This window comes from Streptomyces sp. NBC_01446, from assembly GCF_026340095.1.
Classification (GTDB): domain Bacteria; phylum Actinomycetota; class Actinomycetes; order Streptomycetales; family Streptomycetaceae; genus Streptomyces; species Streptomyces aureus.
The window spans coordinates 358919-382712 of record NZ_JAPEPO010000001.1 but is presented as its reverse complement, the minus strand read 5'-3'; the positions used below and the strand labels follow the sequence as shown (position 1 = coordinate 382712).

The following is a 23794-nucleotide window of genomic DNA, read 5'->3' as shown; positions in this document are numbered from 1 at the left end:
CGCCCTCACAAACTGCCGCCGGGGCCGACCGGTTCAACACCCCCGAGAATAAGCCGGGTTGACCGCCGTGGGTAGCGGGACGCACTACCCGCCCGTCGCCGGTTCGCCCCCCGGTGCCGACACGTCCACCAGCTCCGACTCGCCCTTCGGAGTGAGCCGCAGGATCGGGACCGCCTTGTCGCGCGGGTCCCCGTTGTCCTTGAACGACAGGAAGCCGCTCGCGCCCGGCACCTTGCGGTCCCCGTCGAGCTGGAGGAACATCCGGCCGACCGAGCGCCCCGTCACCTCGCCCTGCCAGTTGGACGCCATCCGGATCGCCTGCGCCGCCGTGAGCACCGCGTCGTGACCCATGATGTCCTGGCCGTCGTAACGGGCGTCGTCGGGGAACCACTTGTCGAGGGCGCCGCCCCGCTGGAAACTGCCGGCGGACGGTCCCGAGACCGCGCCCGGGTCGTTGCGCCACATGTCCGCGTGAGCGAGGCCCGTGTAGAGCATGGTCACGCCGGTGCGCGCGGCGGCCGCGAGTTCCCTGGGCGTCAGGTTCGTCGTGTCGTCGCCGGTGAGCACGGTGAAGTTCCGCGACTGGCAGGTGCGGTTGGCGAGCGCGTTCAGGAAGTGCGACAGATGGCGTCCGCGCCCCGCGAAATAGACCACATCGGGCCGCTCGCCGCACAACTGCTCAGCGGTGTAATGGAGTTCGTTGGGCCAGGCCGAGGGCACCGAGGAGTCGTACGTGATCCGGTCCGCGACCAGGCGGTGCTTCTTGTCCGGGTACTCCGCGCTGAACGCGTCGCCGAGGGTGGACGCGTAGAGGTCGTCCTTGTCGGCGTCCTGGATGACGACGGCGGTGCGGTACTTGTTCTTCTGCCGCTTGAGATACGCGGCGCCCGCCCGCGCCTCGTCCGCGTTGGTCGGCGCGACCCGCACGAAACCCTGTATTCCCTTGATGTCGGTGGCCGTCATGATGCTGGAGACCGTCGCGATGCCGTTCCGCGACAGCTTGCGCAGCGCCGCCACGTCCGGGCCGGTGCTCGGGCCGAGGCCCGCCACCGCGACGAGCCGGTCGGGAGCGCTCTTGCGGGCGATCAGCTCGTCGACGGTGTGCTCCCAATGGCGCGCGCCGCTCCCGGTGTTGGCGACGAGCAGCCGGATCTTCGGGGAGGCGGCGAGGTCCCCCGTGTTGTGCCGGATCTGCGCGAGATAGGCGCCTTCGAGCTCGTGCCGCACCGAGTCCTCGGAGTTGCTGTCGTCGTCGGTGACGGTGAAGGAGGTGAGGTAGGCGACCGTGACGTACGGGTCCGTGCCGCGGTGGTCGTAGACCCGCTTGTTCTCCTCCTCGATCTTCTTCTCGACCCGCTTGAGATGTCCGGCGAACGGGAACGAGCCGTCGGTGACTCCGACACACTCCCGGTCCGGGTCCACATGCGTCACGCCGTCGGCGCAGCGGGCGCGGGCGTCCGAGACCTTGTCGACGATCACGAATCCGGCGACGGACAGCACCACGGCGAGCGCCACACCGGCCGCGACCAGCTTCACCGTCCGCCAGGACCACTCGCGCCACCGGGGCCAGGCCAGAGGGCTCACGTCCCGCTCCCGAGTATCGGCGACGTACGGGTGGGTGTCGTGAGCCGGTAGCGCTCCGCCTCGTTGACCAGAGCCACGTTGTAGTTCCTCCACAGTCGGGACAGGTGCACGAACCCGTCGGCCAGGACCGGGCTCAGCTGCCTGCCGGGATCCGTGAGCGGGTCGCTCCACAGCCAGCGCGCCACCACCAGGTCGCGGATCACGGCGGGGACGGTGACCTGGTCGCCGGGGTCGGACGGCGCGAGCCGCGCCCGCAGCTCCAGCGGACCGCCGGGGTGGGCGAGCCGGTTGGGGGCCGAGGTGATGGCGTGGAAGGCGCTGAGCCACTCCTCCGTCCGCGCCGTGTTGCGCAAGGTCACGAGGTACTCGGCCACCTCGTCGACCTTTTCCAGCGCGAGAAGGTGGTAGAGCTCCTGAACGCGCTGCTCCCCGTTCGCGTAATGCTCCGCGAGGACCTCGTGCGCGGTGTCCCAGGCGCCGGCCCGCCCGGCCAGGTGCCACAGCAGCATCCGCCGGAGCCAGGGATGGAGGGACAGCGTGCCGGGAGCGCTCAGCAGCCAGCGGCTGCGGATGTCGGTGAACAGCTCCGCGCCACGGCCGAGCAGCTGCGCGCCCACGAACAGGTCGTCGGCGGCGGCACATTGGGCGAGCCGGTCGCGGTCCGCGGCGTCGAAGTCGGCGAGCAGGTCGTCGAGCGCGGCGTCCACGAGCAACGGCTTGCGTCCCCCGGCCGACACGGTGCGGTGCGGCAGGTCGCGCAGCCAGAGGTTCTGCCGCGGGCCCGGCACCTGGGGCACGTTCGGCCCCCCGAGCACTTCGAAGACCTGCTGGACGGCCTTCGGCAGACCGCCGGTGAGCCGGTGGACGAACGGCGCGAGCGTGGTGAACGGCGTGAGCTCGGGGTGGGTGTTGAGCTGCTGCTCGACATGGATGCGCACCTCGTCGCGGTCGAGGTCGCGCATGCGCAGCGGATACCACCACGTGTCCTGGCCGTCCCCGGAGGGGCGGTGCTCGTGCCAGTCGGCGAGCGAGGCCCGGTCGGGCTCGCGCGGCCGCCAGGGCCACTCCTCGCCGGTCGCCGGGCCCCAGCGGGGCAGCCACCGGTTGCAGCCCGCCACGACGGACAGCGGGTCGCACGGGCGGCGCCCGAGCACGGTGTCGTCGTGCCGCGCCTGGAGCAGCAGATCGAGGAACTCACGGCCGTGGTCGGTGTGCGTCTCGTCGAGCAGCAGCAGGTACGAGCGCGGCCGGAACAGCCCCTTGACGCTGGTGCGCAGGTCCTCCAGGAAGGCGGAGCACAGGAGTTGGTCGAGCCGGAGCTTGTCGCGCTCGTCGCCCTGGTGGCGCCAGCGGTTGAGTTCGAGCAGGGACTCCCACGGGTCGGAACTGTGGGTGAGGCGGTGCTGCCCGAACCAGGCGGCGGCCGAGTGGTCCCAGCGCCCGGCCCAGGACCGCGCGGACGTGTCGGTCGCCGCGGAGAGCAGCGTACGCGCGCTCCGGCTCGCCCCTTCGGGCGCGTCGATCGAGGCCTGGGCGACCGTCAGATAGGCGGCCAGATAGTCGCCGTGCTGATGTTTGGCCTTCTTCTCGAGATCCGTGAGGGCGCCCCGGATGCCACGCTGTCCACCCGTGAGGGCCTGGTGCGGAAGGTCCTGGTCGGAGGCGAGGAGCCCGAGGGCCAGGCGCGGGAACGCCGTGTGCCGGTAGCTCGGCAGATCGCGGGCCAGCTGCCGTGCCAGCAGGCCGAGCGCGTAGCGCGGCAGCAGCTCCTGGCCCGAGGTGAACTTGACGTATCCGAAGGGGTATTGGCTCCCGAACTGCTCCATCAGGACGCACAGCAGCTCGCTGGTTCCGCTGCCGCGTGGCCCGAGCAGCATGGTCAGCGGACGCTCCGCGGCACGGTCGAGCGCGAGCGTCGACTCCACGAGCGAGACGATGCCTCCGCGCCCTCGCACGCCGGTGACTGCCGAGTGCTCCGTCACGCCCAAATGCTCCCTCGTATCTCGATGATCTGCAGGGCATCAGTGCAGCGAGAATGCCACAGGAGGCACTCCGTGACGTCAAGTATTTAGCGGATTCTTGCGAGGACCTCCGGGCGTTCACGCCCGGGAGGAGTCGCATGCACAGGGTGCGACGCGAAGCGTCGCCGTGATGTGCCTAGGCCATGACGGCTGCGGAGCGACCGGGAGACGTTCCGGCGGAGCCGCGCTAGGGCGGTGTGCGCGGGGAGGGCCGGGGCGGGTATCGCTCGTTCGGGTGAGGTGGGGCGAACGCGTGGTGGGTCTTCGGCCGGGTGTATAGATTCGCTGATCGTGAAGCTGGTGGTGCGGGTGAAGCTGCTGCCGACGCCCCTACAGGCGGCGGCACTTGAGGCGACCCTGCGTGCTTGCAACGAGGCCGCCACGTGGGCCGCGTGCGTCGCTTTCGAGAAGGAGGCGCGACGTCCGCTGGAGTTGCGCAAGCACACCTATGCCGAGATCCGGGTCAGATGGGGGCTTGGCGCGCAGGCCGCCCAGCACGCGATCAAGAAGGCGTGCGATGCCTACACCACCTTGAAGGGGAACCTGCGTAACGGACGGTACGGGCGGCCCGGTTCCAGGCGGCACACTCGCGCCTCGGGCAAGCCGGTGGTCTTCCGGCCCCAGGCGGCGCAGCCTTACGACGACCGGATGCTGTCCTGGCAGCACCAGGCTCGCACGGTATCGATCTGGACCACGGCCGGCCGGCTCAAGGGTGTGCGGTTCACCGGGCAGGCCGAGCAGCTGGCTGTGCTGGCAGGGCGCCGCCAGGGCGAGTCCGACCTGCTGTGCCTGGACGGGAAGTGGTTCCTGATCGCGACCTGCGAAATCCCCGAGGGGGATCTGAACACGCATCCGGTCGGGTTCCTCGGGGTGGACCTGGGGATCGTGAACATCGCGGCCACTTCCGACGGCGACCGCCACTGCGGCAGGCAGATCAACCGCAAGCGGGAACAGGATCACAAGCTGCGGCGCAAGCTGCAGAAGAAGGGCACCAAGTCCGCCAAGCGGCGGGCGAAGAAGCACGCGGGCAAGGAAGCCCGGCGTGCCAAGGACATCAACCACAAGATTTCGAAGCGGATCGTGGCGGAGGCTGAACGCACCGGTCGCGGGATCGTCCTGGAAGAACTCACGGGCATTCGCGAGCGGGCACGGCTGAGAAAGCCCCAACGCACCACGCTCCACTCCTGGCCCTTCGCCCAACTCGGCTCGTTCATCGCCTACAAAGCGAAGCGAGCCGGGGTGCCGGTCGTCTACGTCGACCCGGCGTACACCAGCCAGGAATGCTCGCAATGTCATCACACCGGACGCGGCAACCGGCCCTCCCAGGCCCGTTTCTCGTGCCGGGTCTGCGGATTCGTTGATCACGCAGACCACAACGCGTCCCACAACATCGCCCACCGTGGGTGGTACGTGTGGGTCTGCGGGGCCCAGTCAACGGCCCCTGAACTCACCCTCATCGCGTGAGTCCTGGACGCAGCCGAACCCGTCACAGCCAGTGATGACTCGAGCAGCAAGCCCGGTCGTTCGCGACCAATGCCGCGTAGTTAAGCCGGGATGGCGGCTGTCGAGTCCCGTGAACCCGCTGGTGGCTGGGGTGTCTTGACCCATTGGGGATGGAGTCGGTAGCGGCCATGACCTGACCTGATGAGGAATTTCTGCGTGATCCATTGCCCCATCTGCGCCGAGAGGCTGCGGATGTGGTCGATTTTGAGGGCGTCAGCGATCTGCCGGGGAGTCCAGTCCTGGCCGGGATCGGCTGCCACCAGGAGTCGGAAGACGTGGGAGCGTCGATCGGTGTTCGCCGGTGACGGTGGCAGGGCTGTGGGCTGCTCGGTGGCGGCGAGGACGGTGATGTCCAGGCGGTTGAAGGAATGGCTGCTCAGTGGGCGGGTCTCGTTCTGTGTGGTGCCGTAGCGGGACATCGGACACTTCACCTTGCGGGCACTGATCCGGGGTCGGCGGGCCGGCAGCAGCCCGGCCAGGACAGCCCGGGCGATGCCGCCGCCGTCACTGTCGTCGCCGGTGATGCCGCAAGCGTCGACGATCTGGTCGGCGGCGGCCTGCAGGGCGATGGTGAAGCTGGCCCGGTCGGGGTCGGTGCCCGGGCGGGACTCGGCCGCGTCGCACATCGCTCGACGCAGGACCTGGTGGACGGTGAGCCAGGCCCACAGTTCCTGTTCCAGACCGCAAGCGTCGCAGGAGCGCAAGACTCGGCCAGTGAGCAGGGTGTGCCGCAGGGCGAGGAAGGCCGACTCGACCTCCCAGCGCTCGTGATAGAGGCGGGCCAGTCGCTCAGCGGGGTCGGTGCGGTGGTCGAGCAGCGTGGTGATCAGCATGTAGTGGTCGCTGATCCGGGTGCCGTCGTCGCAGGTGGCTGTGATGTCGACGTTGATGATGCGGAACGTCCGGTCCTGGAGCTGGGTCAGGAACGAGCCGTCGGGCAGCGCGGTGAAGACGGTCGGCCGACGGCGGGAGTTGAGCCGGACCAGCAGTTGGGCGCCGGTGTCGGCGGTGTCGATGAGGAAGTCGTTCCCGGCGAAGGCGCGGTCAGCAAGCAGCAGCATCGTGTCGTTCAGCAGGGGAAGGAGTCGGCGGGCGTAGTGGGTCTCGCCCTTGTTGGTGGGGCCGAAGACGGCGCCGAGCAGGCCCCGGGTGCCGGTCTCGCACAGGGCTATCAGTCGCAGATGCGGGTAGCCCTCCGGGCCGTAACCGGCGTTGAGGATCTTGCCCAGCCAGGCGCGGACGCGTGGCTGGTCGGGGGCCCGCAGCGAGCTGCAGCCGTCGAAGGCGACCGTGCGCCACTTCCGGTAGCAGACGCCTGGGGTGCGGGGCTGGGCGATCGGGCCGGCCACGGTCTCGAACAGCATCTTCAGCGGCGCGGCTCCGATCCTGCGGCGCAGGTCACGCAGGGCCTTTTCACAAGGCCGGACCGGAGCCAGCGGGCCCAGCCCGGCGACCAGTTTGCCCCACACCCCCAGGTAGCCGACGGCCGGGAAGACGGCCAGGGCCAGCACGAAGTACACCCCCACGCGGGAAGGCAGTAGACGCAACCTGCCCTGGACAGCCCGCGACCTCGCCAGCACGTCATCGACCAGCTCGAAGGGCAGATACTGCGTCAACTCCCCGAGATGCCCCGGCGCGAAGACACCCCTCGCCACGGTGATGGTGCGGACGAAACTGGTCATGGCAGACTGCTCGGACAACGGGACCCCTGCTCAGCGTGAAGACCTTGGACGGCTTCACCGCTGTAGCAGAGGTCCCGTTCTCCATGCCCGCCCCGGCAAGACCCACCGAGCTGATCAAGTTGACGCCACCCGCGGCTTCTTAACTACGCGGCATTGCGTTCGCGACTGGGTAGTTGACGTTTCCCGCGGAGTTCGCTGATCTTTGGCGGGAGCGGCTTGCGGCTGTTACGGGTGCGGCCCCGATGTCAGGCGCCGCGCGGCGGTTCCACGCGGGCCAGCCACGAGGTGAGCAAGGACTCCAGGTGCTCGGCCTCGTCCGGGTCGAGGGCGTCCAGGAGGCGGCGTTCGTTGGTCATGTGCTCGCTGAACGCGTCGTCGATCAGGTCCCGGCCCGCGGGCGTGAGGGCCACCACCCGGCCCCGGCCGTCCCCTGCCGCGCGGCGGCGCGTGACGAGGCCGTCGCGTTCGAGGCGGTCGATCCGCTTCGTCATCGCTCCGGTCGTGACCATGGTGTGCGCGGCCAGCTCGCCGGGGGCCCGCTCGAAGGGCTCGCCGGCGCGGCGCAGCGCGGCCAGGACGTCGAACTCGCCTTCGCTCAGGCCGTATCGCCGGTAGACGAGGCACAGTTGCTCGGTGAGTAGCGCGCCCAGGCGGTGCAGGCGGCCGATGACTCCCTGGGGGGTGACATCGACGTCCGGCCGCTCGCGGGCCCACTCGGCCTGGATGCGGGCGATGTGGTCGAGGGGTCGACCGGGGCGGTGGGGCCCGTGGGACTGTTCCGGGGGCATGACTTCACTATAGCTTCCATGGAAGACATAATGCCTTCCATGGAAGCTACTCTGCGGTGGACGATGGTCACGGCGATCGCACCCGTGGCATGGGGGACGACCTACTTCGTCACCCACGCCTACCTGCCCGCGGGGAGCCCGCTCTACGGGGCGGTACTCAGAGCCATCCCGGCCGGGCTGCTGCTCCTGGCGGTCCGGCGCGAGCTGCCCCGCGGATCGTGGTGGTGGAAGTCCCTCGTCCTCGGCGCCCTCAATATGGGAGCCTTCTTCGCCCTGGTCTACGTCGCGGCGCAACTCCTGCCGACGAGCACCGCCTCGACGATCATGGCAACGTCCCCGGTGGTCATTATGGCCATCGCCTGGGCGCTGCTCGCCGAACGGCCCAGCCCGGCGCACCTAGTGGGTGCCGCCGTCGGGATCGTGGGCGTCTGTCTGATGCTACTGACCGGGGCCGCGTCGGCCGACCCCCTCGGAGTGCTCGCCTCCGTCGCGGCGATGGGCATGTCGTCCCTCGGCTACATCCTCGCCAAGCGCTGGAGCCACGCGTCCGACGTGCTCGCGTCGACGTCCTGGCAGCTGATCGCCGGAGGCCTCCTGCTGCTGCCGTTCGCCGTGATGGTGGAGGGGGCGCCGCCGTCGCTCGACACGCCAGCCGTCCTGGGCTTCGGCTACGTCACCGTCGTGGCGACGGCGCTCGCGTTCGCCGCCTGGTTCGCGGGCCTGCGCCACCTGCCCGCCGCGACGGTCGGACTCGTCGGGCTGCTCAACCCGGTGACCGGGGTACTCCTGGGCACGCTGGTGGCGGGGGAGTCGCTCACCGCGCGTCAGGTCTGCGGCCTGCTCCTGGTCCTCGCCGGCATCCTCATCGGCCGGCGGGCACGCCGCGCCCCGAGGATCCGTCTCACCGCGGCAGCGGTGACGGTGCCCGCCCCCGCTCCGGAGGTCGGGCACCGTCATGAGTGAACTGCGGACCTAAACCTCCGCGATGGACCGTCCCGCCCACTCCGGGGCGGGCTCGGTCAGCTCGGTGAAGCGCTCGCGGACCTCGTCGGGGAACGGCGCCGCACGCCCCGCCTTCTGGTCGACGTGCACGGCGAGCAGTTCCGTCGTGGCGACCGGCTGCGCGTCCTCGGCGGGTTCCGTGCCCGGGGCCGTGACGACGTACATCTCGTGGGTGAAGCGGGCCTTCTTGGCGGCGGCGCCCAGGACCCTGCTGCGGACGGCGAGTGTCGCTCCCTCCGGGACGTCGCGCAGATAGCGCAGGTGGGACTCGACCGTGTACAGGGAACAGCCGGTGGACTCGCGGTACCCGGAGTGCAGGCCCGTCTCGATCATCAGCGCGTCGGTGGCGTGCCCGAAGACGAGGACGTAGAACGCCTCGCTCATGTGGCCGTTGTAGTCGATCCACTCGGCGCGGACGGTGCTGTGGAGCAGGGGCAGCGGCGTCACTTGCCGGCCTCCTTCCGGGCGCCCGGCAGGCGGCCCGTCGCACGCAGTACGTCGATGACGCCCTGGTCGCGTTCGGCCACGAGGTCGGCGATGGTCCGTCCGGCCGCCGCGTCGTCGCAGCCGGCGACCACGGAGTCGTACAGCGCCTTGTCGAGTTCGGGGGCTTCGAGGCGGGTCCACGGCGACTTCAAGGAGGGGCCGAAGTGGTCCAGCATGTGTGCCATGCCGCCCTCGCCGCCCGCGAGCGCGAACGTCAGCATCGGGCCCATGAAGGCCCAGCGCAGTCCGGGACCTTCGGTGATGGAGTCGTCGATCTCCTTCACCGTGGCCTCGCCGTTGGCGACCATGTGCAGGGCCTCGCGCCACAGTGCTTCCTGGAGGCGGTTGGCGATGAATCCGGGTACCTCGCGGTCCATCGTGATGACGGACTTGCCCGCCACCTCGTAGAAGCGGGAGGCCCACGCCACCGCCTCCGCCGAGGTCCGCTCGCCGCCGACCACCTCGACCAGCGGGATGAGGTACGGCGGGTTGAACGGGTGCCCCACGACGAGGCGGCCCGCACCCTCCGCGTCCGTCTGCATGTCCGTCATCGGATAGCCGGACGTGGACGAGGCGATGACGACTCCGGGCGGTGTCGCGGCGTCCAGGCGGGCCAGCAGATCGCGCTTGAGGTCCAGCTTCTCCGGAGCGCTCTCCTGTACGAACTGGGCGTCCGTCACGGCCTCTTCGAGAGTGGCGGTCACCGTGAGGCGGTCCGTGGACGCCCCGTCGGCGAGGCCGAGCTGCGTGAGCGCGGGCCACGCGGCGTCGACGAGGCGGCGCAGCCGCAGCTCCGCGTCGGGCGCCGGGTCCCAGGCCGTGACGTCGTAGCCGCGGGCCAGGAAGTGGGCGACCCAGCCGCCGCCGATCACCCCGGCGCCCACACAGGCGACGCGGCGTACGTTCTCGGGTTCGGTCGGCGTCATGGTCAGGCGGTTCCTTCCTGGGTGACGGACGGGGTGCGGGGCTTGAGGCCGAGCTTCTGACGGGCCTCGTCCGGGGTGGCGACGCGGGCGCCCATCGCCTCGACGATCGTCACGGAGCGCTCGACGAGCTGCGCGTTGGTGGCCTTGACGCCCTTGCCGAGATAGAGGTTGTCCTCCAGGCCGACGCGGACGTGCCCGCCGAGCACGACGGACTGCGCGACCCACGGCATCTGCATGCGGCCCAGCGCGAAGCTCGCCCACTGCGCGCCCTCAGGCAGCATGTTGACCATCGACTGGAGCACGCCCGGGTCGGCGGGCGCGCCCCACGGGATGCCCATGCAGAGCTGGAACACGGTCGGGTCGTCGAGCAGACCCTCGGCGAGCAGTTGCTTGGCGAACCAGAGGTGACCCGTGTCGAAGATCTCCAACTCGGGCCGTACGCCCAGCTCCTGGATGCGCCGGGCGCCCGCGCGGAGCATGTCCGGGGTGGAGACGTAGAGGTTGCTGCCGTCGCCGAAGTTGAGGGAGCCGCAGTCCAGGGTGCAGATGTCGGGGAGCAGGTCCTCGACGTGCGGGAGCCTTTCGAGGCCGCCGACGAGGTCGGTGCCCGGCAGCTGCCTGAGCGGCTCGTCCGGGTCGATGACCAGGTCACCGCCCATTCCGGCGGTGAGGTTGATGACGACGTCGGTGCCGGTCTCCTTGATCCGCTCGACGACCTCGCGGTACAGCCGCGGGTCGCGCGAGGGCGCTCCGGTCTCGGGGTCGCGTACGTGGATGTGGACCTCGGCGGCGCCCGCGTCCGCCGCTTCGACCGCGGAGCGGGCTATCTGATCGGGGGTGACCGGTACGTGGGGGCTCTTGCGGACGGTGTCGCCGGCGCCGGTGAGGGCGGCCGTGATGATGACGTCCTGGTTCATGGGCATGCGGACATCGCTCCTTGGGCCCGAAGGCCGTTGGGGGCAGGGGGATGTGAGGGAAGGTCAGTTCATCGGGGGGCGGGCGCGGTCAGGGTGCTGTCGACGTACGCGAGCAGCGTCGTGTGCATCGACTCGGCGTCGGTGCCGGGGGCGCCGGGAGCCGTGGCGAGTACCTGGGTGGCCAGGCCGTCGATCAGGGCGGTCAGCGCGAGTGCCGCCGCCTCCGGGTCGACGGGTCTGAACGAACCCCGGGCGACACCGCGCCGCACCACATCGGCGACGGTGTCGCGCCACTGCCGGTAGTACTCGGCGTGCAGCCCGCCGACCGTCGTGGAGCGGGCCGCCTCGGCCCACAGGTCCAGCCACACCGTCCACTGCCTGCGCTGCTGCGCGGTGCGCGGTGTCTGGAGCGCGATGAGCTGGCGCAGCTCGTCGGCCGGGTCCGCCGCGTCGGCGGTGCGCGCCGCCCGATGGGCGGTGTCCTCGTCCATACACCACCGCACGGCGGCCTCGAGGAGTTCCGCGCGGCCGGGGAAGTGGTAGTGGATGGCGGCCGTGCTGGTCGCGCAGGCCTCGGCGATGTCGGAGACCCGTACGGCGTGGAAGCCGCGCTCGGCGATCAGGCGGACCGTCTCGCGCACGATCTGCGAGGGGCGGCCGCCCTCGACCGGGAGGGCGGCGCCCGCCTGGCGGGCCGGGGGCCGGTGCCGCGCGCCGAGCAGTCGGCCCGCGTCCACCTGCCCCTCGTCGGCGATCCGGGCCAGCTCGGCCGCCGTGAAGCGGCGCGAGCCGCTCAGGGACCGGGACAGCTTGGAGGGGTCCATGACGATCCGCCGGGCGAACTCGCGCTGGCTCACCCCGGCGGTGGTGATCACCTCCCGCACTCGGGCGGCGATCTCGTCTCGGTTCTCGTCTCCGTGCTCCACGGTCGACGACTCTAATCACATGTTGAGCAGACCTCAACACCTGTTCGCACATCAATCCAGATCAGTCGGTGTATTGAGCCGCTGACTGGCGCATCAGTCAACGGCTCAATACGCGTTCAATGCGCGCTCAACGGGGCCGGTGGGCCTCCGCCGTGGCGGGCGCGCTCCGGGACCCGTCCGGCGCGACCGCCACGAGCCGCAGCCGCGTGACGGTCTCCGACGCGGCGGGCGCCGGAAGACTCAGGCAGTACACGTCGTCGTAGATCCGGCCGAGCCAGCTCCCGTCGTCGTCGCGCAGCAGGTCGTAGTGGCGGACCCCGTCCCCGGTGAGGCGCCAGGACAGGAAGACATGGACCGACTCTCCGTCCGCGAGCACCTCGTCGACCGTGAAGTCCTCAGGCGGGGCGGGCGGTGTGAACTCGGGCCCGAGCAGGGCCAGTTCGCCGATCCGTATCGCGCACCGGGTCGGCCGACGGGACGACACGCGCAGGCCGACGGCCGCGATCGTCCGTCCCCGGAAGGTGCCGAGGCCGTGCGTCGTCGTGTGCCAGCCGGCCGCCGACCCGGCCGCGAGCCAGACGAAGGCGTCGGGCGCGTCCTGGAACAGCAACCCCACCTCCAGATCGACGCCGTCCGTGCCGTGCGCGGTCACGGCGAGGCGTTCGGCCCCGGTGACCGTCAGCGCCGTCTTGTAGAGGCGCACCGTCATCGCGCCGTCCGGCCCGAGCGGACCCGACACCAGCAGCGAGGACCCGCCGTCGTACGCGAGCTCGTGGTCGAAGCCGACCGACAGGGGCGCACCCGCACCCTCTGGGCCCGCACCCTCGGCGCCCGCACCCTCGGCGCCCGCACCCTCGGCGCCCGCACCATCTGCGCCCGTGCCTTCTGCGCCCACGCCTTCCGCCCGTGTCCAGAACTGCCAGGTCGGCAGGACGTCCTGGACGGAGGCGTTGTGCCAGTCGCCGTCCGCCGCCCGCCGTCCGTCGAGGAAGAAGGCGCGTCCGTGACCGGTGTTGAAGCGGGTGACGAACGGGAACGCGCCGATCACCGACCGCTCGGTGATGTGGTGCGCCACGCCGTCCCACGCCCGGTGGTCGTCCCGGTCGCGTGGCGTCCGCCGGTCGTGGGGGAGGAGGCGGCCGCTGCGGGTGGGGTCCTCGCGCGGCCCCGACCAGTAGCGGCGCTCGCGCCCGAACACCTCTTCCTGGGCGTCCGGGTCGTCGTGGCGAGGGGCCAGCTCCTTCACGAAGTGCGAGCCGAACAGCGCCCAGCTCGTGCGCGCCGCTTCCCCCGGCGGGAACAGCAGCCGCGGGTCGTACTCGGGGTCGAAGCCGAACTGCTCGTTCTCCGTGCCGTGGAAGACCGTCGCGTAGGGGTCCCGGCCCAGCTTCAGGGCCGTCGCGCGCGACGTCTCGACGCCCTCAGATGTCATCCAGTAGTTCGCGAAGAAGCTGTCGGACACGTCGAGCCAGGGGGCGTTGACCGTGTTGAGGTGGTTGAGGTAGTCGAGGTGCCCGTGCGGCGTGATCGTGTCGTACCACTGGAGGTGGAACCCCTCCGGGGCGCGCTCCCGCAGTGAGCGCAGCAGGTCGTGGAGCCGCGCCGCCTGGCCGGGCGGTGTCTCGGCCTCGTGGTTGACGAAGTAGCCGTCGAAGCCGAAGTACGCGGCCATCTCGATCAGCTTGTCCGCCACGGGGAACGAGCCGTCGGCGCGCTGTTCCAGATAGTCCTCGAAGTCGCCGGAGCGCGGCCAGAACCAGCAGCCCAGACTGCGTACGCCGTTGCGGTGGGCCGCGTCCGTGTAGGCGGGGTTGGGCAGGTTGACCAGGCCGTGCGCGGGATCGTCCACGGGCGAGCCGTCCACGGGCAGCCCGTGCCAGGAGCCGTAGAAGTCGGAGTACTGCCAAAAACGCAGGAGGCGGCGCGCGAACGCGTCACCGTACTTGCGGGCCGTGAAGAAGGCGTCGTCGTAGTCGTAGGTCAGATTCATGAGACGCGGGCCCGTCGCCAGGTCCGGGTGCGCCTGCGTGGCGGGGAACGGGGCGATGCGCGGCGCGAGCGGGACACGCGAGCGGAAGTGGCGCGCCCAGCGGTCGGTCCCGGGGCTCCAGCTCTTGAGCGCGGCGGCGTCGTAGCCGTGCATGTACGGGCGCACGGAGGAGTGGTCGTCATCCATGAGGCAACTCCGGTGAGGCGGGGACGAGTTCAGGGGCGGGGCGGGGATCAGGCAACGTTGTCAACCGTCACGACCTCGGTGATCCCGCGTGCCGCGAGATGCCCCGCGTCGTCCGCGAGGCCCGCCAGGACCGTCGTCGGACGCGCCCCGTCCGCCGTCAGACGCGTGAAGGCCTCGAACACGGGCCCGCCCGGCGCGCACACCGAGCGGTGCGGGGCCCGGTCCTCGTCGCCGGCGTCCACGACCAGGGCCGTCGTGCGCGGAGCGGGCGCGTGCTCGCGGCCCCGCCACTGGGCGGCGATCGCGGACACGGACTTGCCGGCCGGCTTCACCGCGCCCTCGTTCGTCAACAGCCCCAGGGAGTACTCGAGTTCGGGGAAATCGGCGAGGTCACGGCTGACGTCGTGCGAGCACCACCAGGTGACGCCCCACAGATCCGGGCAGTCCAGGGCGGCCTCTACGGTGGCCTCCGTGAACTCGGCCGCGTACTCGGCCGGGATCAGCGGCTGCGGCGCGCCCACCTCCTGGAGCCACACCGGCCGCCGCGCGTCGAGCGCCCACGCCTTCGACAGCTCGACCAGATACGCGGCATGCCCGGAGGTCGCCGGGCCGCTGCGGCCGTGGCGCTGCGCGGTGCCGTTGAACACCCAGGAGTGCACCGCCGTCATCGCGCCGAGCCGCGCCGCGTGCGCCGGGGTGAACGGCTGGTCGTCCTGGTACCAGGAGGCGTCGTACTCGGCGTGCAGGTGCGGCAGCCCCGGAGCCCCCTCCTCGCACGCGGCGAGCACCCGCTCCAGCCAACTCCCGGCCTGCTCGGGGGTGATGCGGTCCGGGTCCGGATGCGGAGGGCCTGCCGCGAACTGCGCGATCTCGTTGCCGATCGTCATTCCCAGGAAGTTCGGCCGGTCGGCGAGTGCGGAGGCGAGCGTCCGGAGATAGTCCTCCTGGGCCGAGACGACGTCCGGATCGGTGAAGATATTGCGGCGGTGCCAGGTCCGCGTCCAGGCGGGCAGGAAGTCGAAACTCGACAGGTGCCCCTGGAGTCCGTCCACGTTGACATCGAGGCCGCGCTCGCCGGCCGCGTCCGCGAGCGCCACCAGCTGCTCGACCGCCCGCGGTCTGATCAGGGAGCGATTGGGCTGGAAGACGGGCCACAGCGGGAACACCCGCACATGGTCGAGGCCCAGGGCGGCGATCGCGTCCAGGTCCGCGCGCACGGCGGCGAGGTCGAAGTCGAGCCAGTGGTGGAACCACCCCTGGCTGGGCGTGTAGTTGGCGCCGAAACGCATCGCGGACTCCCGGCTATCGGAATCGAATCCCGGGCAGTCTGCCCTCAACTCCTGGCTCGCATCCACCCTTTGCACAGTTCCAGAAGATTTTTACGGGCCCTCTTGCCGAGGCGGCTTTAGCGCTTTAGTCTCCACCGAACTCAAGCGCTTTAGCCAGCCGTGCGAACCGTCCGGCGAAGCGGATCCAGGAGCCAAGCCATGCGGCGTACCCCCGCCAGACGCCCCACCATCAAGGACATCGCGCTGCGCTCGGGCGTGTCCGAGAGTGCCGTCTCCTTCGCGCTCAACGGCAGGCCCGGTGTCTCGGAAGCCACCCGGGACCGGGTCCGCCGCGTAGCCGACCAGCTGGGCTGGCGGCCCAGCGCGGCGGCGCGCGCCCTGTCGGGCGAGGGTGCGGCCACGGTCGGCCTCGTGCTTGCCCGCCCGGCCAGCACGCTCGGCGTCGAGTCGTTCTTCCTCCAGCTCGTCTCCGGCATCCAGGAGGTTCTCGCCAGGCGCCGCCTCGGCCTGCTCTTCCAGGTCGTCGAGGACCTGTCCGCGGAGTGCGACGCGTACCGGCGGTGGTGGGGGGAGCGCCGCGTGGACGGCGTCCTCGTCGTCGACCCGCGTGCGGACGACCCCCGGCCGCCGCTCCTCGACGAACTCGGCCTGCCGGCCGTCGTCATCGGCTCCCTGCCGCCCGGCGACGACGGCACCGGACACCCCGGCATCTCCAACCTGTGGGCCGACGACGCCCGCGCCATGGCGTCCATCGTGAGTCATCTGCACGGCCTCGGACACCGCAGGATCGTGCACATCGCGGGCCTGCCCGACCTCGCCCACACCCGGCGCCGCATCCAGTCGCTGCGCACCGAGGCGGAGCGGCGCGGCCTCACCGACGTCCGGTCGATCACCACGGACTACTCGGACACCGAGGGCGCCGAGGTCACGCGCCGCGTCCTCGCGTCCGACGCCCCGCCGACGGCGATCGTCTACGACAACGACGTCCTTGCCGTCGCCGGGCTCGCCGTCGCCGCCGGGCGCGGCATCCCGGTGCCGGACGGGCTCTCCATCGTGGCCTGGGACGACTCCGTCCTGTGCCGCACCGCGCACCCCTCGCTGACCGCGCTCGTCCGCGACACGGCAGCGTTCGGCCGGCGGGCCGCGGAGGAGCTGCTCGCCTTGCTCGACGGCGGACCGGCCCTGCGTGTGGAAGACGAACTGCCCCATCTCGAACAGCGCGGCAGCACCGCCGCCGCGTCGCCCTGAACCGGACCCACCGTCTGCGCCGCCCCCCACACGCACGCGCTCGGACAACGATGTCGACCCCTCGTCCCGGAGGTTTCAGGTCCCCATGAACCCCAAGAACCGCACGAACGCCACCACCCCCACGACCCTGTCCCGTACCCACGCGATCCGAACCGGCACCGTCGCGGCCCTCGCCCTCGCGCTCGCAGCGACCGGCTGCTCGGCCACACCCACCGCGTCCGGAGGGGCGGGCGCCTCGTCGCTCACCGCGAACCTGGGCTTCTCGGGCACCACCATCACCCGGAACTTCAACCCGTTCTCCCTGACGGCGTCACAGGGCACCTTCGGCTTCCAGTACGAGGCGCTCTTCGACTTCAACATCCTCAAGGGCGGCGAGTTCAAGCCGTGGCTCGGCACCAAGTACACCTGGTCCGACGGCGGCAAGAAGATCACCATCGACCTCGACAAGCGCGCCAACTGGTCGGACGGCTCCCAGCTCACCGCCGCCGACGTGGTCTTCACCATGGACTACGTACGGGACAACAAGCTGCCCCCGAGCTGGGCCTTCGACTACAAGAAGGCGACGGCCGCCGACGACCACACGCTCGAGATCACCTTCGACAAGCCCGCCTACTCGAAACTCGACTCCATCGGCGGGATCACCCCCGTACCGAAGAAGGAGTGGCAGGACAGGAACGGCAAGACGTACACCAACCCGGACCCGGTCGGCTCGGGCCCGTACAAGCTCAGGCAGTACAGCGCCCAGCAGCTCACCTTCCAGGCCCGCGACAACTACTGGAAGCAGAAGAACATCCCGGTCAAGACGGTCAAGGCGCCCGTCATCACCCAGGCGGCCGAGGTGCCCAAGCTGCTCAGCGGGGAGCTGGAGTGGAGCGGCGGGGTCGTGCCCGACGTGCAGAAGCAGTACATCTCCAAGGACCCGAAGAACCACCACGCCTGGTACCCCACCTATGGCGGGCAGTACATGTTCTTCAACCACACGAAGAAACCGTTCACCAATGTGCATGTACGCCGTGCCCTCTCGCTGGCCGTCGACCGCACCCAGCTGCTCGGCATCACCAATCCGGGCATGTTCAACACGCTCAACCTGACCGGCCTGGACTCCAGGACCCAGGGCAAGTGGATCGACGCCAAGTACAAGGACGCCGAGCAGCCCAAGGCCGAACTCGCCAAGTCCCTGGCCGAGTTCGAGAAGGCCGGTTACACGAGGAAGAACGGCAAGCTGGTCGACGGCAGCGGCAAGCAGCTCTCCTTCTCCATCATCGAGGTCTCCACCTGGGGTGACGCCGTCCAGTTCGACAAGGTCGTGGCCAGCCAGCTGGAGAAGGCAGGTGTGAACGTGTCGGTCAAGCCGACCGACGCGTCGCAGCTCGACGTCAAGCGCAAAAAGGGCGACTTCGACGTCCTGATCGGTGGCGCGGTCTACTACTCCACCCCGTACAACTACTTCAAGGACATGCTCTGGAGCGGAAACGCGGGCGTGTGGACCAACTACGGCCACTACAAGAGCGCGAAGGCCGACGCGCTCATCAAGGAGCTGGGCGAGACCGGCGACCAGGCCGAGATCAAGAAGATCTCCGCCGAGCTCGAGGGAATGATGGTCGACGACGTGCCTGCCGCACCGCTGATCACCATCGGTGTCTCCAGCGAGTACAACAGCAGGAACTGGACCGGCTGGCCGACCGCGAAGAACCCGTACGCGCAGCCCGCGCCCTGGGCCGGCGGGATCGACTCCATGAGCATTCTGCTCAACCTGCGCCCCGCGAAGGGCTGACGACGCCATGACCGTTCCCGCCCTCGGCACGGTGGACGCCACCGTCGTCGAGCCCCCGCCCGGCCGCCGCCTCAGGAGCGCCAGGCTCGGCACCGCCCGCTACTTCCTGCGGCGACTGGGCTTCTACGCCGTGGCCGCCGCCCTGGCCATCACCCTCAACTTCCTCATCCCACGCCTGATGCCGGGCGACCCCGCCTCCGCCCTCATCGCGCAGATGCAGCAGAAGCAGACGCTCTCCGGCGACCAGGTGCACGCCATCTACCGGCTGTTCGGGACGCCGGGGGAGCCGCTCTGGGACCAGTACGTCACCTATCTGAACCAGGTCCTGCACTTCAACTTCGGTATATCCGTGGCCTATTACCCCACTCCCGTGTGGGAAGTGATCCGCACCGGGCTGCCCTGGACGGTCGGCCTGGTCGGCCTCACCTCCGTCCTGTCCTTCGTCCTCGGCACCGCCGCCGGCGTCGTGTCGGGCTCCCGCGTGGGGTCGCGTTTCGACTCGTTCATGACGCCCGCGTCCATGTTCATGGGGTCGCTGCCGTTCTTCTGGGTCGCCCTCATCCTCGTCCTCGTCTTCGGGGTGCAGCTCAGCTGGCTGCCGACCAGCGGCGGCTACGACGGCGACATGCTGCCCGGCTTCAACGGGCCCTTCCTGGCCAGCGTCCTGCAGCACGGCATCCTTCCGGCGCTCACGATGGTGATGGCATCGGTCGGGGGCTGGCTCGTCGGTATGCGGAACATGATGGTCACGACCATCTCCGAGGACTATGTGCTGCTCGCCCGCGCCAAGGGACTGTCCAAGGCGCGCGTGATGTTCCAGTACGCCGCACGCAACGCCGTCCTGCCGAGCGTCGCGGGGTTCGCGCTCACCATCGGGACCGTCGTCAGCGGGCAACTCCTCGTGGAGATCGTCTTCGCCTATCCGGGCGTCGGATACCTGCTCTACCAGGCGGTCTCCAGTGTCGACTACCCGCTGATGCAGGCCCTGTTCCTGATCGTCTCGCTCTCCGTCCTCGCCGCGAACTTCATCGCGGACTCCGTGTACGGGCTCATCGACCCGCGTGCGAGGGAGGCCCGCTCATGAACGCATCGGTCCGCGGAAAGCACAGCCTGCGCCGCCTGAAACTGCCCCCGAACCCCAAGGTCCGTGTCGGGATCGCGATCTTCGTCTTCTTCGCGCTCCTCGCCCTGCTCGGCCCGTTCGTCGTGCAGAACGTGATGGGCCTCTCGCCCAGCGACGTCGACACCACGCAGGCCATGGAACTCCCCTCCGCGGAGCACCTGTTGGGGACCACGGCCACCGGCGAGGACGTCTTCGCGCAGCTCGTCGTCGGCAGCAGGATCTCGCTGCTCGTCGGGTTCGTGGCCGGCGTCATCACCACCACGCTCTCCGTCCTCGTCGGGGTCGCAGGGGGATATCTCGGCGGGCGCGCCGACTCCTTCCTGACCGCCGCCACCAACGTCTGCCTCGTCATCCCCGGCATGCCGCTGCTGATCATCGTGGCCAGCTATGTGCAGGGGCGCGGCGGCTGGCTCACCGTGGCCCTCGTCATCGGGCTCACGGCCTGGCCGTGGGGTGCGCGGCAGAAGCGGGCGCAGACACTGTCGCTCCGCCACCGGGACTTCGTGTCCGCGGCCGAGATGACGGGGGAGAGCAGGTGGGGCGTCATCACCCGCGAGCTGATCCCCTCGCTCGCGCCGATCATCTCCGTGAGCTTCCTGGGCGCGGTCGTCGGCTCGATGTTCGCGGACGCCGGCCTCTCCTTCATGGGGCTCGGCAACATCAACATCACGAGCTGGGGCTCGATGCTCTACTGGGCGCAGAACGGAGCCGCCCTGACCCGGGGCGCCTGGTGGTGGTTCGTGCCACCGGGCGCGTGCATCGCCCTGATCGGGGTCGCCGCGGGCCTGATCAACTTCGGAATCGACGAAATATCCAACCCCCGGCTCCGCAAGCCCTCCAAGGAGGTACGCGCCAGGGCCCGCGCCGCCCGGCTGCACGCGGCCGCCGGCGGCTCCGCGGCCAAGGCCACGGCCGGGAAGTCCGCGCCCGTTCAGGAGGCCGCGTCATGAGCAGCAGCGGCACGCCGCACTCATCGATCTCGAAGCAGGACACCGTGCGTGGAGGTGAGGACCGCACCCCCCTGCTGACCGTCCGTGGCCTCCACGTCGACTACTTCGACAAGGCGGACCCCGTACACGCCGTGAGCGGCGTCGATCTCGACCTGCTCCGCGGCGAGACCCTCGGCATCGTCGGGGAGAGCGGCTGCGGCAAGTCCACCCTCGTCACCGCCATCACCCGGCTCCAGAGGCCCCCCGCGGTCACGACCGCCGGCTCGGTCGTCTTCCACGGCCACGACGGCACCGAGAGCATCGACATCCTGCGCCTGACCGAACGACAACTGGCCGCTCTGCGCTGGGAGAACATCGCGGTCGTCTTCCAGAGCGCGATGAACGCCCTCAACCCCGTCCTGCGCCTGGGCAGCCAGTTCGCCGATGTCCTCCGCCGCCACAGCCGCCTGTCCAAGCGCGAGGCCTGGGAACGGGCAGGAGAACTGCTCGCCATGGTCGGCATCCCCGCCGACCGGCTGCGCTCGTACGCCCACGAACTGTCCGGCGGCATGCGCCAGCGCGCCACGATCGCCCTCGCCCTCGCCTGCGAGCCCGACCTCGTCGTCATGGACGAGCCGACCACCGCCGTCGACGTCGTCATGCAGCGCCAGATCCTGCGCCAAGTCTCCCGCCTCAAACGGGAGCTGGGCTTCTCGGTCATCTTCATCACGCACGACCTGTCCCTGCTCATCGAGATCGCCGACCGGATCGCCGTCATGTACGCGGGCAGGGTCGTCGAGACGGGACCCGCGCGACAGCTCTACACCGCCCCGCAGCACCCGTACACCGAGGCGCTCCGGGGCGCCTTCCCGCCGCTGCACGGGCCGCGCCGCGAGATCACCGGCATCCCCGGCTCCCCGCCCGGATTGCGCACCCTGCCCGCGGGATGCGCCTTCCACCCGCGCTGCGCCCGCCGCTTCGAACCCTGCGACAAGGCGACCCCGCCGCTCCTCGCCCTCGGCGCCGGCGAGGCCGCCTGCCATCTGCACCAGGCCGTACGCGGCGAGGAGGACCACCATGCCCGCACCCGCTGAACCCGTCCTCGAAGCACGCGACGTGGTCAAGAGGTTCCCGCTGCACGGGCCCGGCGGGCACGGCAAGGAGGTGCACGCCGTCGAGCCGACCAGCCTCGCCCTGCACGCGGGCCGCATCACCGCACTCGTCGGCGAGAGCGGCAGCGGCAAGTCCACGCTCGCCCGCATGCTCGCCCTCGCCTACCCGCCCACCGAGGGCGAGATCCGCCTCGACGGCGCCCCCGTCAAGCAGGCCCGCACGGCCCGCGGCAAACGCGCGTACTACCGCCAGGTCCAGATGATCTTCCAGGACCCCTTCTCCTCGCTCAGCCCCGTGCACCGCCTGCGCTACATCCTCAGCCGCCCCCTCCAGCTGCACGGCCACGCCGCCGGGCGCCCGGAGCTCGAACGGCAGATCCTCGACCTCCTCAACCGCGTCAACCTCACCCCCGCCGACCAGTTCATCGACAAGTTCCCGCACGAGCTGTCCGGCGGCCAGCGCCAGCGCGTCGCCATCGCCCGCGCCCTGGCCGCCGGCCCCAAGGTCCTCCTCGGCGACGAGCCCGTCTCGATGCTCGACGTGTCGATCCGCCTCGACATCCTGAACCTCCTCGGCACGCTCCGCGACGACGAGGGCCTCGCGATCCTCTACATCACCCACGACATCGCGGGTGCCCGCTACTTCGCCGACGAGATCAAGGTCCTCTACGCGGGCCAGCTCGTGGAGTCGGGGTCCGCCGACGCCGTCGTGGAACAGCCCCGGCACCCGTACACCCGGCTCCTCCTCGAGTCCGCGCCCGACCCCGAGCGCGACGGAGGGCTCCTCGACGAGCCCGAGGTCGTCGACGACGAGGAGACCCTCGGCGAACCGCCCAGCCTCGTCGATCCGCCGGCGGGCTGCCGCTTCCACCCGCGCTGCCCGCTCGCGAAACCCGTCTGTGCCACGGCGTTCCCGCCGCGCACACATTTCGACGACGGACAGTGGGTGCACTGCTGGAGCTACGACGAGGAGAACTACCGATGATGCAGCCCTGGTTCACGGACGGAAAGCTCGGCATCTTCCTGCACTGGGGGATCTACAGCGTCGACGGCGTCGCCGAGTCCTGGTCCTTCTTCAACGGGCAGGTCCCGTACGACACCTACATGGCACAGCTCGACGGGTTCGACGCCCAGAAGTGGGACCCCGACGCCTGGGCCGACCTGTTCGTCGAGGCGGGCGCCGCTTACGCGGTCCTCACCGCCAAGCACCACGACGGGGTCGCCCTCTGGGACACGCAGGCGGGCGACCTCTCCGTCGTCAAGCGGACCCCGGCCGCACGCGACCTCATCACCCCCTACGTGGACGCGCTGCGCCGCCGCGGTCTCAAGGTCGGCCTCTACTACTCGCACCTCGACTGGTCCCACCCGGACTACGCCACGGTCCGGCCGGACGGGCAGGACCCCGACGACCGCGGCAACCCCTACGCGATGCCCGCCGTCGGCGAGGAGTCCCCGGAGCGCTGGGACGCCTTCCTCGCTTTCCACCGCGCCCAGGTCCGCGAGCTCCTCGGGCTCTTCCAGCCGGACCTGCTCTGGTTCGACGGCGAGTGGGAGCGCAGCCCCGAACAGTGGGGCATGGCGGAACTCGCCGAACTCATCGCGGAGTTGAGCCCGCACACCGTCGTCAACGGACGCCTCACCGGACACGGCGACTACGCGACACCCGAACAGGGCGTGCCCGTCGAACCGCCGAAGGGCCCCTGGGAGCTCTGCCTCACCGTCAACGACTCCTGGGGCTACCAGCCCCAGGACGACCACCACAAGTCGCCCCGTCAGCTGGTCCGCGTCTTCGCCGAGACCGTCGGCGGCGGAGGCAACCTCCTGCTCGCCGTGGGCCCGAAGGCCGACGGCACGATCCCGCCCGAGCAGGCCGAGCGCCTCGAAGCGCTCGGCGAGTGGATCGCCGGACACCGGCCCGCCGTCCGCGACACCGGGCGCGGCCTGCCCCACGGCCACTTCTACGGCCCCTCCACCCTCTCCGCCGACCGACGCACCCTGTACCTGTTCCTCTTCGACCGGCCCAACGAGTACGTCGTGCTGCGCGGCGTGCGCAACGCCGTCCGCTCGGCGCGGGTCCTCGGGACCGGCACGGACGTCCGCCACGAGCGCGTCGGAGGGCTCGGCGAGGTCCCCGGCTGGGAATACCTGTACGTCCACGACGACCAGCTCGACCCCCTGTGCACGGTCGTCGCCCTCGAACTCGACGGCGAACTCGACCTGTACCGCGAACACACCCGCGACTGACACCCCTGCACTCCACCCCCCCCTCGACCGACCGACACAGACACCGATCTCGGAGGCAGAGCCC

At 70.4% G+C, this 23794-nt stretch carries 19 protein-coding genes; 9 read left to right on the top strand and 10 right to left on the bottom strand.

Annotation, left to right across the window (positions count from 1 at the left end; all coding sequences use genetic code 11):
- Positions 1 to 84 precede the first annotated feature (84 nt).
- Positions 85 to 1584: a branched-chain amino acid ABC transporter substrate-binding protein gene (locus tag OG456_RS01715; RefSeq protein WP_266556503.1), complete on the bottom strand. Its 1500-nt coding sequence runs from the start codon at positions 1582 to 1584 to the stop codon at positions 85 to 87.
- Positions 1581 to 3566: a hypothetical protein gene (locus tag OG456_RS01710; protein ID WP_266556501.1), complete on the bottom strand. Its 1986-nt coding sequence runs from the start codon at positions 3564 to 3566 to the stop codon at positions 1581 to 1583. Before OG456_RS01710 ends, OG456_RS01715 begins: the two co-directional genes overlap by 4 nt.
- 330 nt (positions 3567 to 3896) lie before the next feature.
- Here OG456_RS01710 and OG456_RS01705 point away from each other — a divergent pair, with 330 nt between their 5' ends.
- The gene (locus tag OG456_RS01705; RefSeq protein WP_266568991.1) at positions 3897 to 5069 is read left to right on the top strand and encodes a transposase; all 1173 of its coding nucleotides are present in this window, start codon (positions 3897 to 3899) and stop codon (positions 5067 to 5069) included.
- Positions 5070 to 5149: 80 nt separating this feature from the next.
- On the opposite strand, the gene OG456_RS01700 is transcribed toward OG456_RS01705, so the two are convergent.
- Both OG456_RS01700 and OG456_RS01695 read right to left on the bottom strand, forming a co-directional pair.
- A complete protein-coding gene (locus OG456_RS01700) occupies positions 5150 to 6790 on the bottom strand; it encodes an IS4 family transposase (protein ID WP_266556499.1) in 1641 nt (546 codons plus the stop codon).
- Between the two features lie 245 nt (positions 6791 to 7035).
- Positions 7036 to 7578 carry a MarR family winged helix-turn-helix transcriptional regulator gene (locus OG456_RS01695; protein WP_266556498.1) on the bottom strand — a complete coding sequence of 181 codons (543 nt, stop codon included), beginning with the start codon at positions 7576 to 7578 and terminating at the stop codon, positions 7036 to 7038.
- Between the two features lie 39 nt (positions 7579 to 7617).
- On the opposite strand from OG456_RS01695, the gene OG456_RS01690 reads away from it, so the two are divergent.
- Positions 7618 to 8541, top strand: coding sequence for an EamA family transporter (locus OG456_RS01690; RefSeq protein WP_266556497.1), 924 nt, complete (start codon positions 7618 to 7620; stop codon positions 8539 to 8541).
- A 9-nt stretch (positions 8542 to 8550) separates the two neighbouring features.
- Here the strand turns inward: OG456_RS01690 and OG456_RS01685 are convergent, their stop codons facing one another.
- The 6 genes from OG456_RS01685 to OG456_RS01660 form a co-directional block, all read right to left on the bottom strand.
- Entirely contained in the window at positions 8551 to 9027 is a 477-nt protein-coding gene (locus tag OG456_RS01685) for a thioesterase family protein (protein WP_266556495.1), read from the bottom strand.
- On the bottom strand, positions 9024 to 9992 hold the full coding sequence (locus tag OG456_RS01680; RefSeq protein ID WP_266556493.1) for a 3-hydroxyacyl-CoA dehydrogenase NAD-binding domain-containing protein: 969 nt from the start codon (positions 9990 to 9992) through the stop codon (positions 9024 to 9026). The genes OG456_RS01685 and OG456_RS01680 overlap by 4 nt, the downstream gene beginning before the upstream one ends.
- A gap of 2 nt (positions 9993 to 9994) precedes the next feature.
- Positions 9995 to 10915 (bottom strand): 3-keto-5-aminohexanoate cleavage protein, encoded by a 921-nt coding sequence (locus OG456_RS01675; RefSeq protein WP_266556491.1) that lies wholly within the window; start codon positions 10913 to 10915, stop codon positions 9995 to 9997.
- Between the two features lie 62 nt (positions 10916 to 10977).
- Complete coding sequence (locus tag OG456_RS01670; protein WP_266556489.1) at positions 10978 to 11835, bottom strand: TetR/AcrR family transcriptional regulator; 858 nt, start codon at positions 11833 to 11835, stop codon at positions 10978 to 10980.
- Between the two features lie 127 nt (positions 11836 to 11962).
- Entirely contained in the window at positions 11963 to 14011 is a 2049-nt protein-coding gene (locus OG456_RS01665; protein ID WP_266556487.1) for a hypothetical protein, read from the bottom strand.
- Between the two features lie 47 nt (positions 14012 to 14058).
- Positions 14059 to 15300: a glycosyl hydrolase gene (locus OG456_RS01660; RefSeq protein WP_266556485.1), complete on the bottom strand. Its 1242-nt coding sequence runs from the start codon at positions 15298 to 15300 to the stop codon at positions 14059 to 14061.
- Positions 15301 to 15498: 198 nt separating this feature from the next.
- Between OG456_RS01660 and OG456_RS01655 the strand changes: the two genes are divergently transcribed.
- From OG456_RS01655 to OG456_RS01625, 7 genes are all read left to right on the top strand, one after another.
- The gene (locus tag OG456_RS01655; RefSeq protein WP_266556483.1) at positions 15499 to 16548 is read left to right on the top strand and encodes a LacI family DNA-binding transcriptional regulator; all 1050 of its coding nucleotides are present in this window, start codon (positions 15499 to 15501) and stop codon (positions 16546 to 16548) included.
- An 85-nt stretch (positions 16549 to 16633) separates the two neighbouring features.
- Positions 16634 to 18322, top strand: a complete 1689-nt coding sequence (locus OG456_RS01650) for an ABC transporter substrate-binding protein (RefSeq protein ID WP_266556481.1) — start codon at positions 16634 to 16636, stop codon at positions 18320 to 18322.
- 7 nt (positions 18323 to 18329) lie between these two features.
- Entirely contained in the window at positions 18330 to 19406 is a 1077-nt protein-coding gene (locus OG456_RS01645) for an ABC transporter permease (RefSeq protein ID WP_266556479.1), read from the top strand.
- Positions 19403 to 20395, top strand: a complete 993-nt coding sequence (locus OG456_RS01640) for an ABC transporter permease (RefSeq protein ID WP_266556477.1) — start codon at positions 19403 to 19405, stop codon at positions 20393 to 20395. Before OG456_RS01645 ends, OG456_RS01640 begins: the two co-directional genes overlap by 4 nt.
- Entirely contained in the window at positions 20392 to 21468 is a 1077-nt protein-coding gene (locus OG456_RS01635) for an ABC transporter ATP-binding protein (protein WP_266556475.1), read from the top strand. The genes OG456_RS01640 and OG456_RS01635 overlap by 4 nt, the downstream gene beginning before the upstream one ends.
- Entirely contained in the window at positions 21452 to 22471 is a 1020-nt protein-coding gene (locus OG456_RS01630; RefSeq protein ID WP_266556473.1) for an ABC transporter ATP-binding protein, read from the top strand. Before OG456_RS01635 ends, OG456_RS01630 begins: the two co-directional genes overlap by 17 nt.
- On the top strand, positions 22471 to 23730 hold the full coding sequence (locus OG456_RS01625) for an alpha-L-fucosidase (protein ID WP_266568989.1): 1260 nt from the start codon (positions 22471 to 22473) through the stop codon (positions 23728 to 23730). Before OG456_RS01630 ends, OG456_RS01625 begins: the two co-directional genes overlap by 1 nt.
- Positions 23731 to 23794: the final 64 nt, after the last annotated feature.

Coding starts and splice junctions, on each gene's coding strand:
- OG456_RS01700 (WP_266556499.1), bottom strand. CDS start 6,790: ATGACCAGTTTCGTCCGCACCATCACCGTGGCGAGGGGTGTCTTCGCG.
- OG456_RS01695 (WP_266556498.1), bottom strand. CDS start 7,578: ATGCCCCCGGAACAGTCCCACGGGCCCCACCGCCCCGGTCGACCCCTC.
- OG456_RS01690 (WP_266556497.1), top strand. CDS start 7,618: ATGGAAGCTACTCTGCGGTGGACGATGGTCACGGCGATCGCACCCGTG.
- OG456_RS01680 (WP_266556493.1), bottom strand. CDS start 9,992: ATGACGCCGACCGAACCCGAGAACGTACGCCGCGTCGCCTGTGTGGGC.
- OG456_RS01675 (WP_266556491.1), bottom strand. CDS start 10,915: ATGCCCATGAACCAGGACGTCATCATCACGGCCGCCCTCACCGGCGCC.
- OG456_RS01665 (WP_266556487.1), bottom strand. CDS start 14,011: ATGGATGACGACCACTCCTCCGTGCGCCCGTACATGCACGGCTACGAC.
- OG456_RS01660 (WP_266556485.1), bottom strand. CDS start 15,300: ATGCGTTTCGGCGCCAACTACACGCCCAGCCAGGGGTGGTTCCACCAC.
- OG456_RS01655 (WP_266556483.1), top strand. CDS start 15,499: ATGCGGCGTACCCCCGCCAGACGCCCCACCATCAAGGACATCGCGCTG.
- OG456_RS01650 (WP_266556481.1), top strand. CDS start 16,634: ATGAACCCCAAGAACCGCACGAACGCCACCACCCCCACGACCCTGTCC.
- OG456_RS01645 (WP_266556479.1), top strand. CDS start 18,330: ATGACCGTTCCCGCCCTCGGCACGGTGGACGCCACCGTCGTCGAGCCC.
- OG456_RS01640 (WP_266556477.1), top strand. CDS start 19,403: ATGAACGCATCGGTCCGCGGAAAGCACAGCCTGCGCCGCCTGAAACTG.
- OG456_RS01635 (WP_266556475.1), top strand. CDS start 20,392: ATGAGCAGCAGCGGCACGCCGCACTCATCGATCTCGAAGCAGGACACC.
- OG456_RS01630 (WP_266556473.1), top strand. CDS start 21,452: ATGCCCGCACCCGCTGAACCCGTCCTCGAAGCACGCGACGTGGTCAAG.
- OG456_RS01625 (WP_266568989.1), top strand. CDS start 22,471: ATGCAGCCCTGGTTCACGGACGGAAAGCTCGGCATCTTCCTGCACTGG.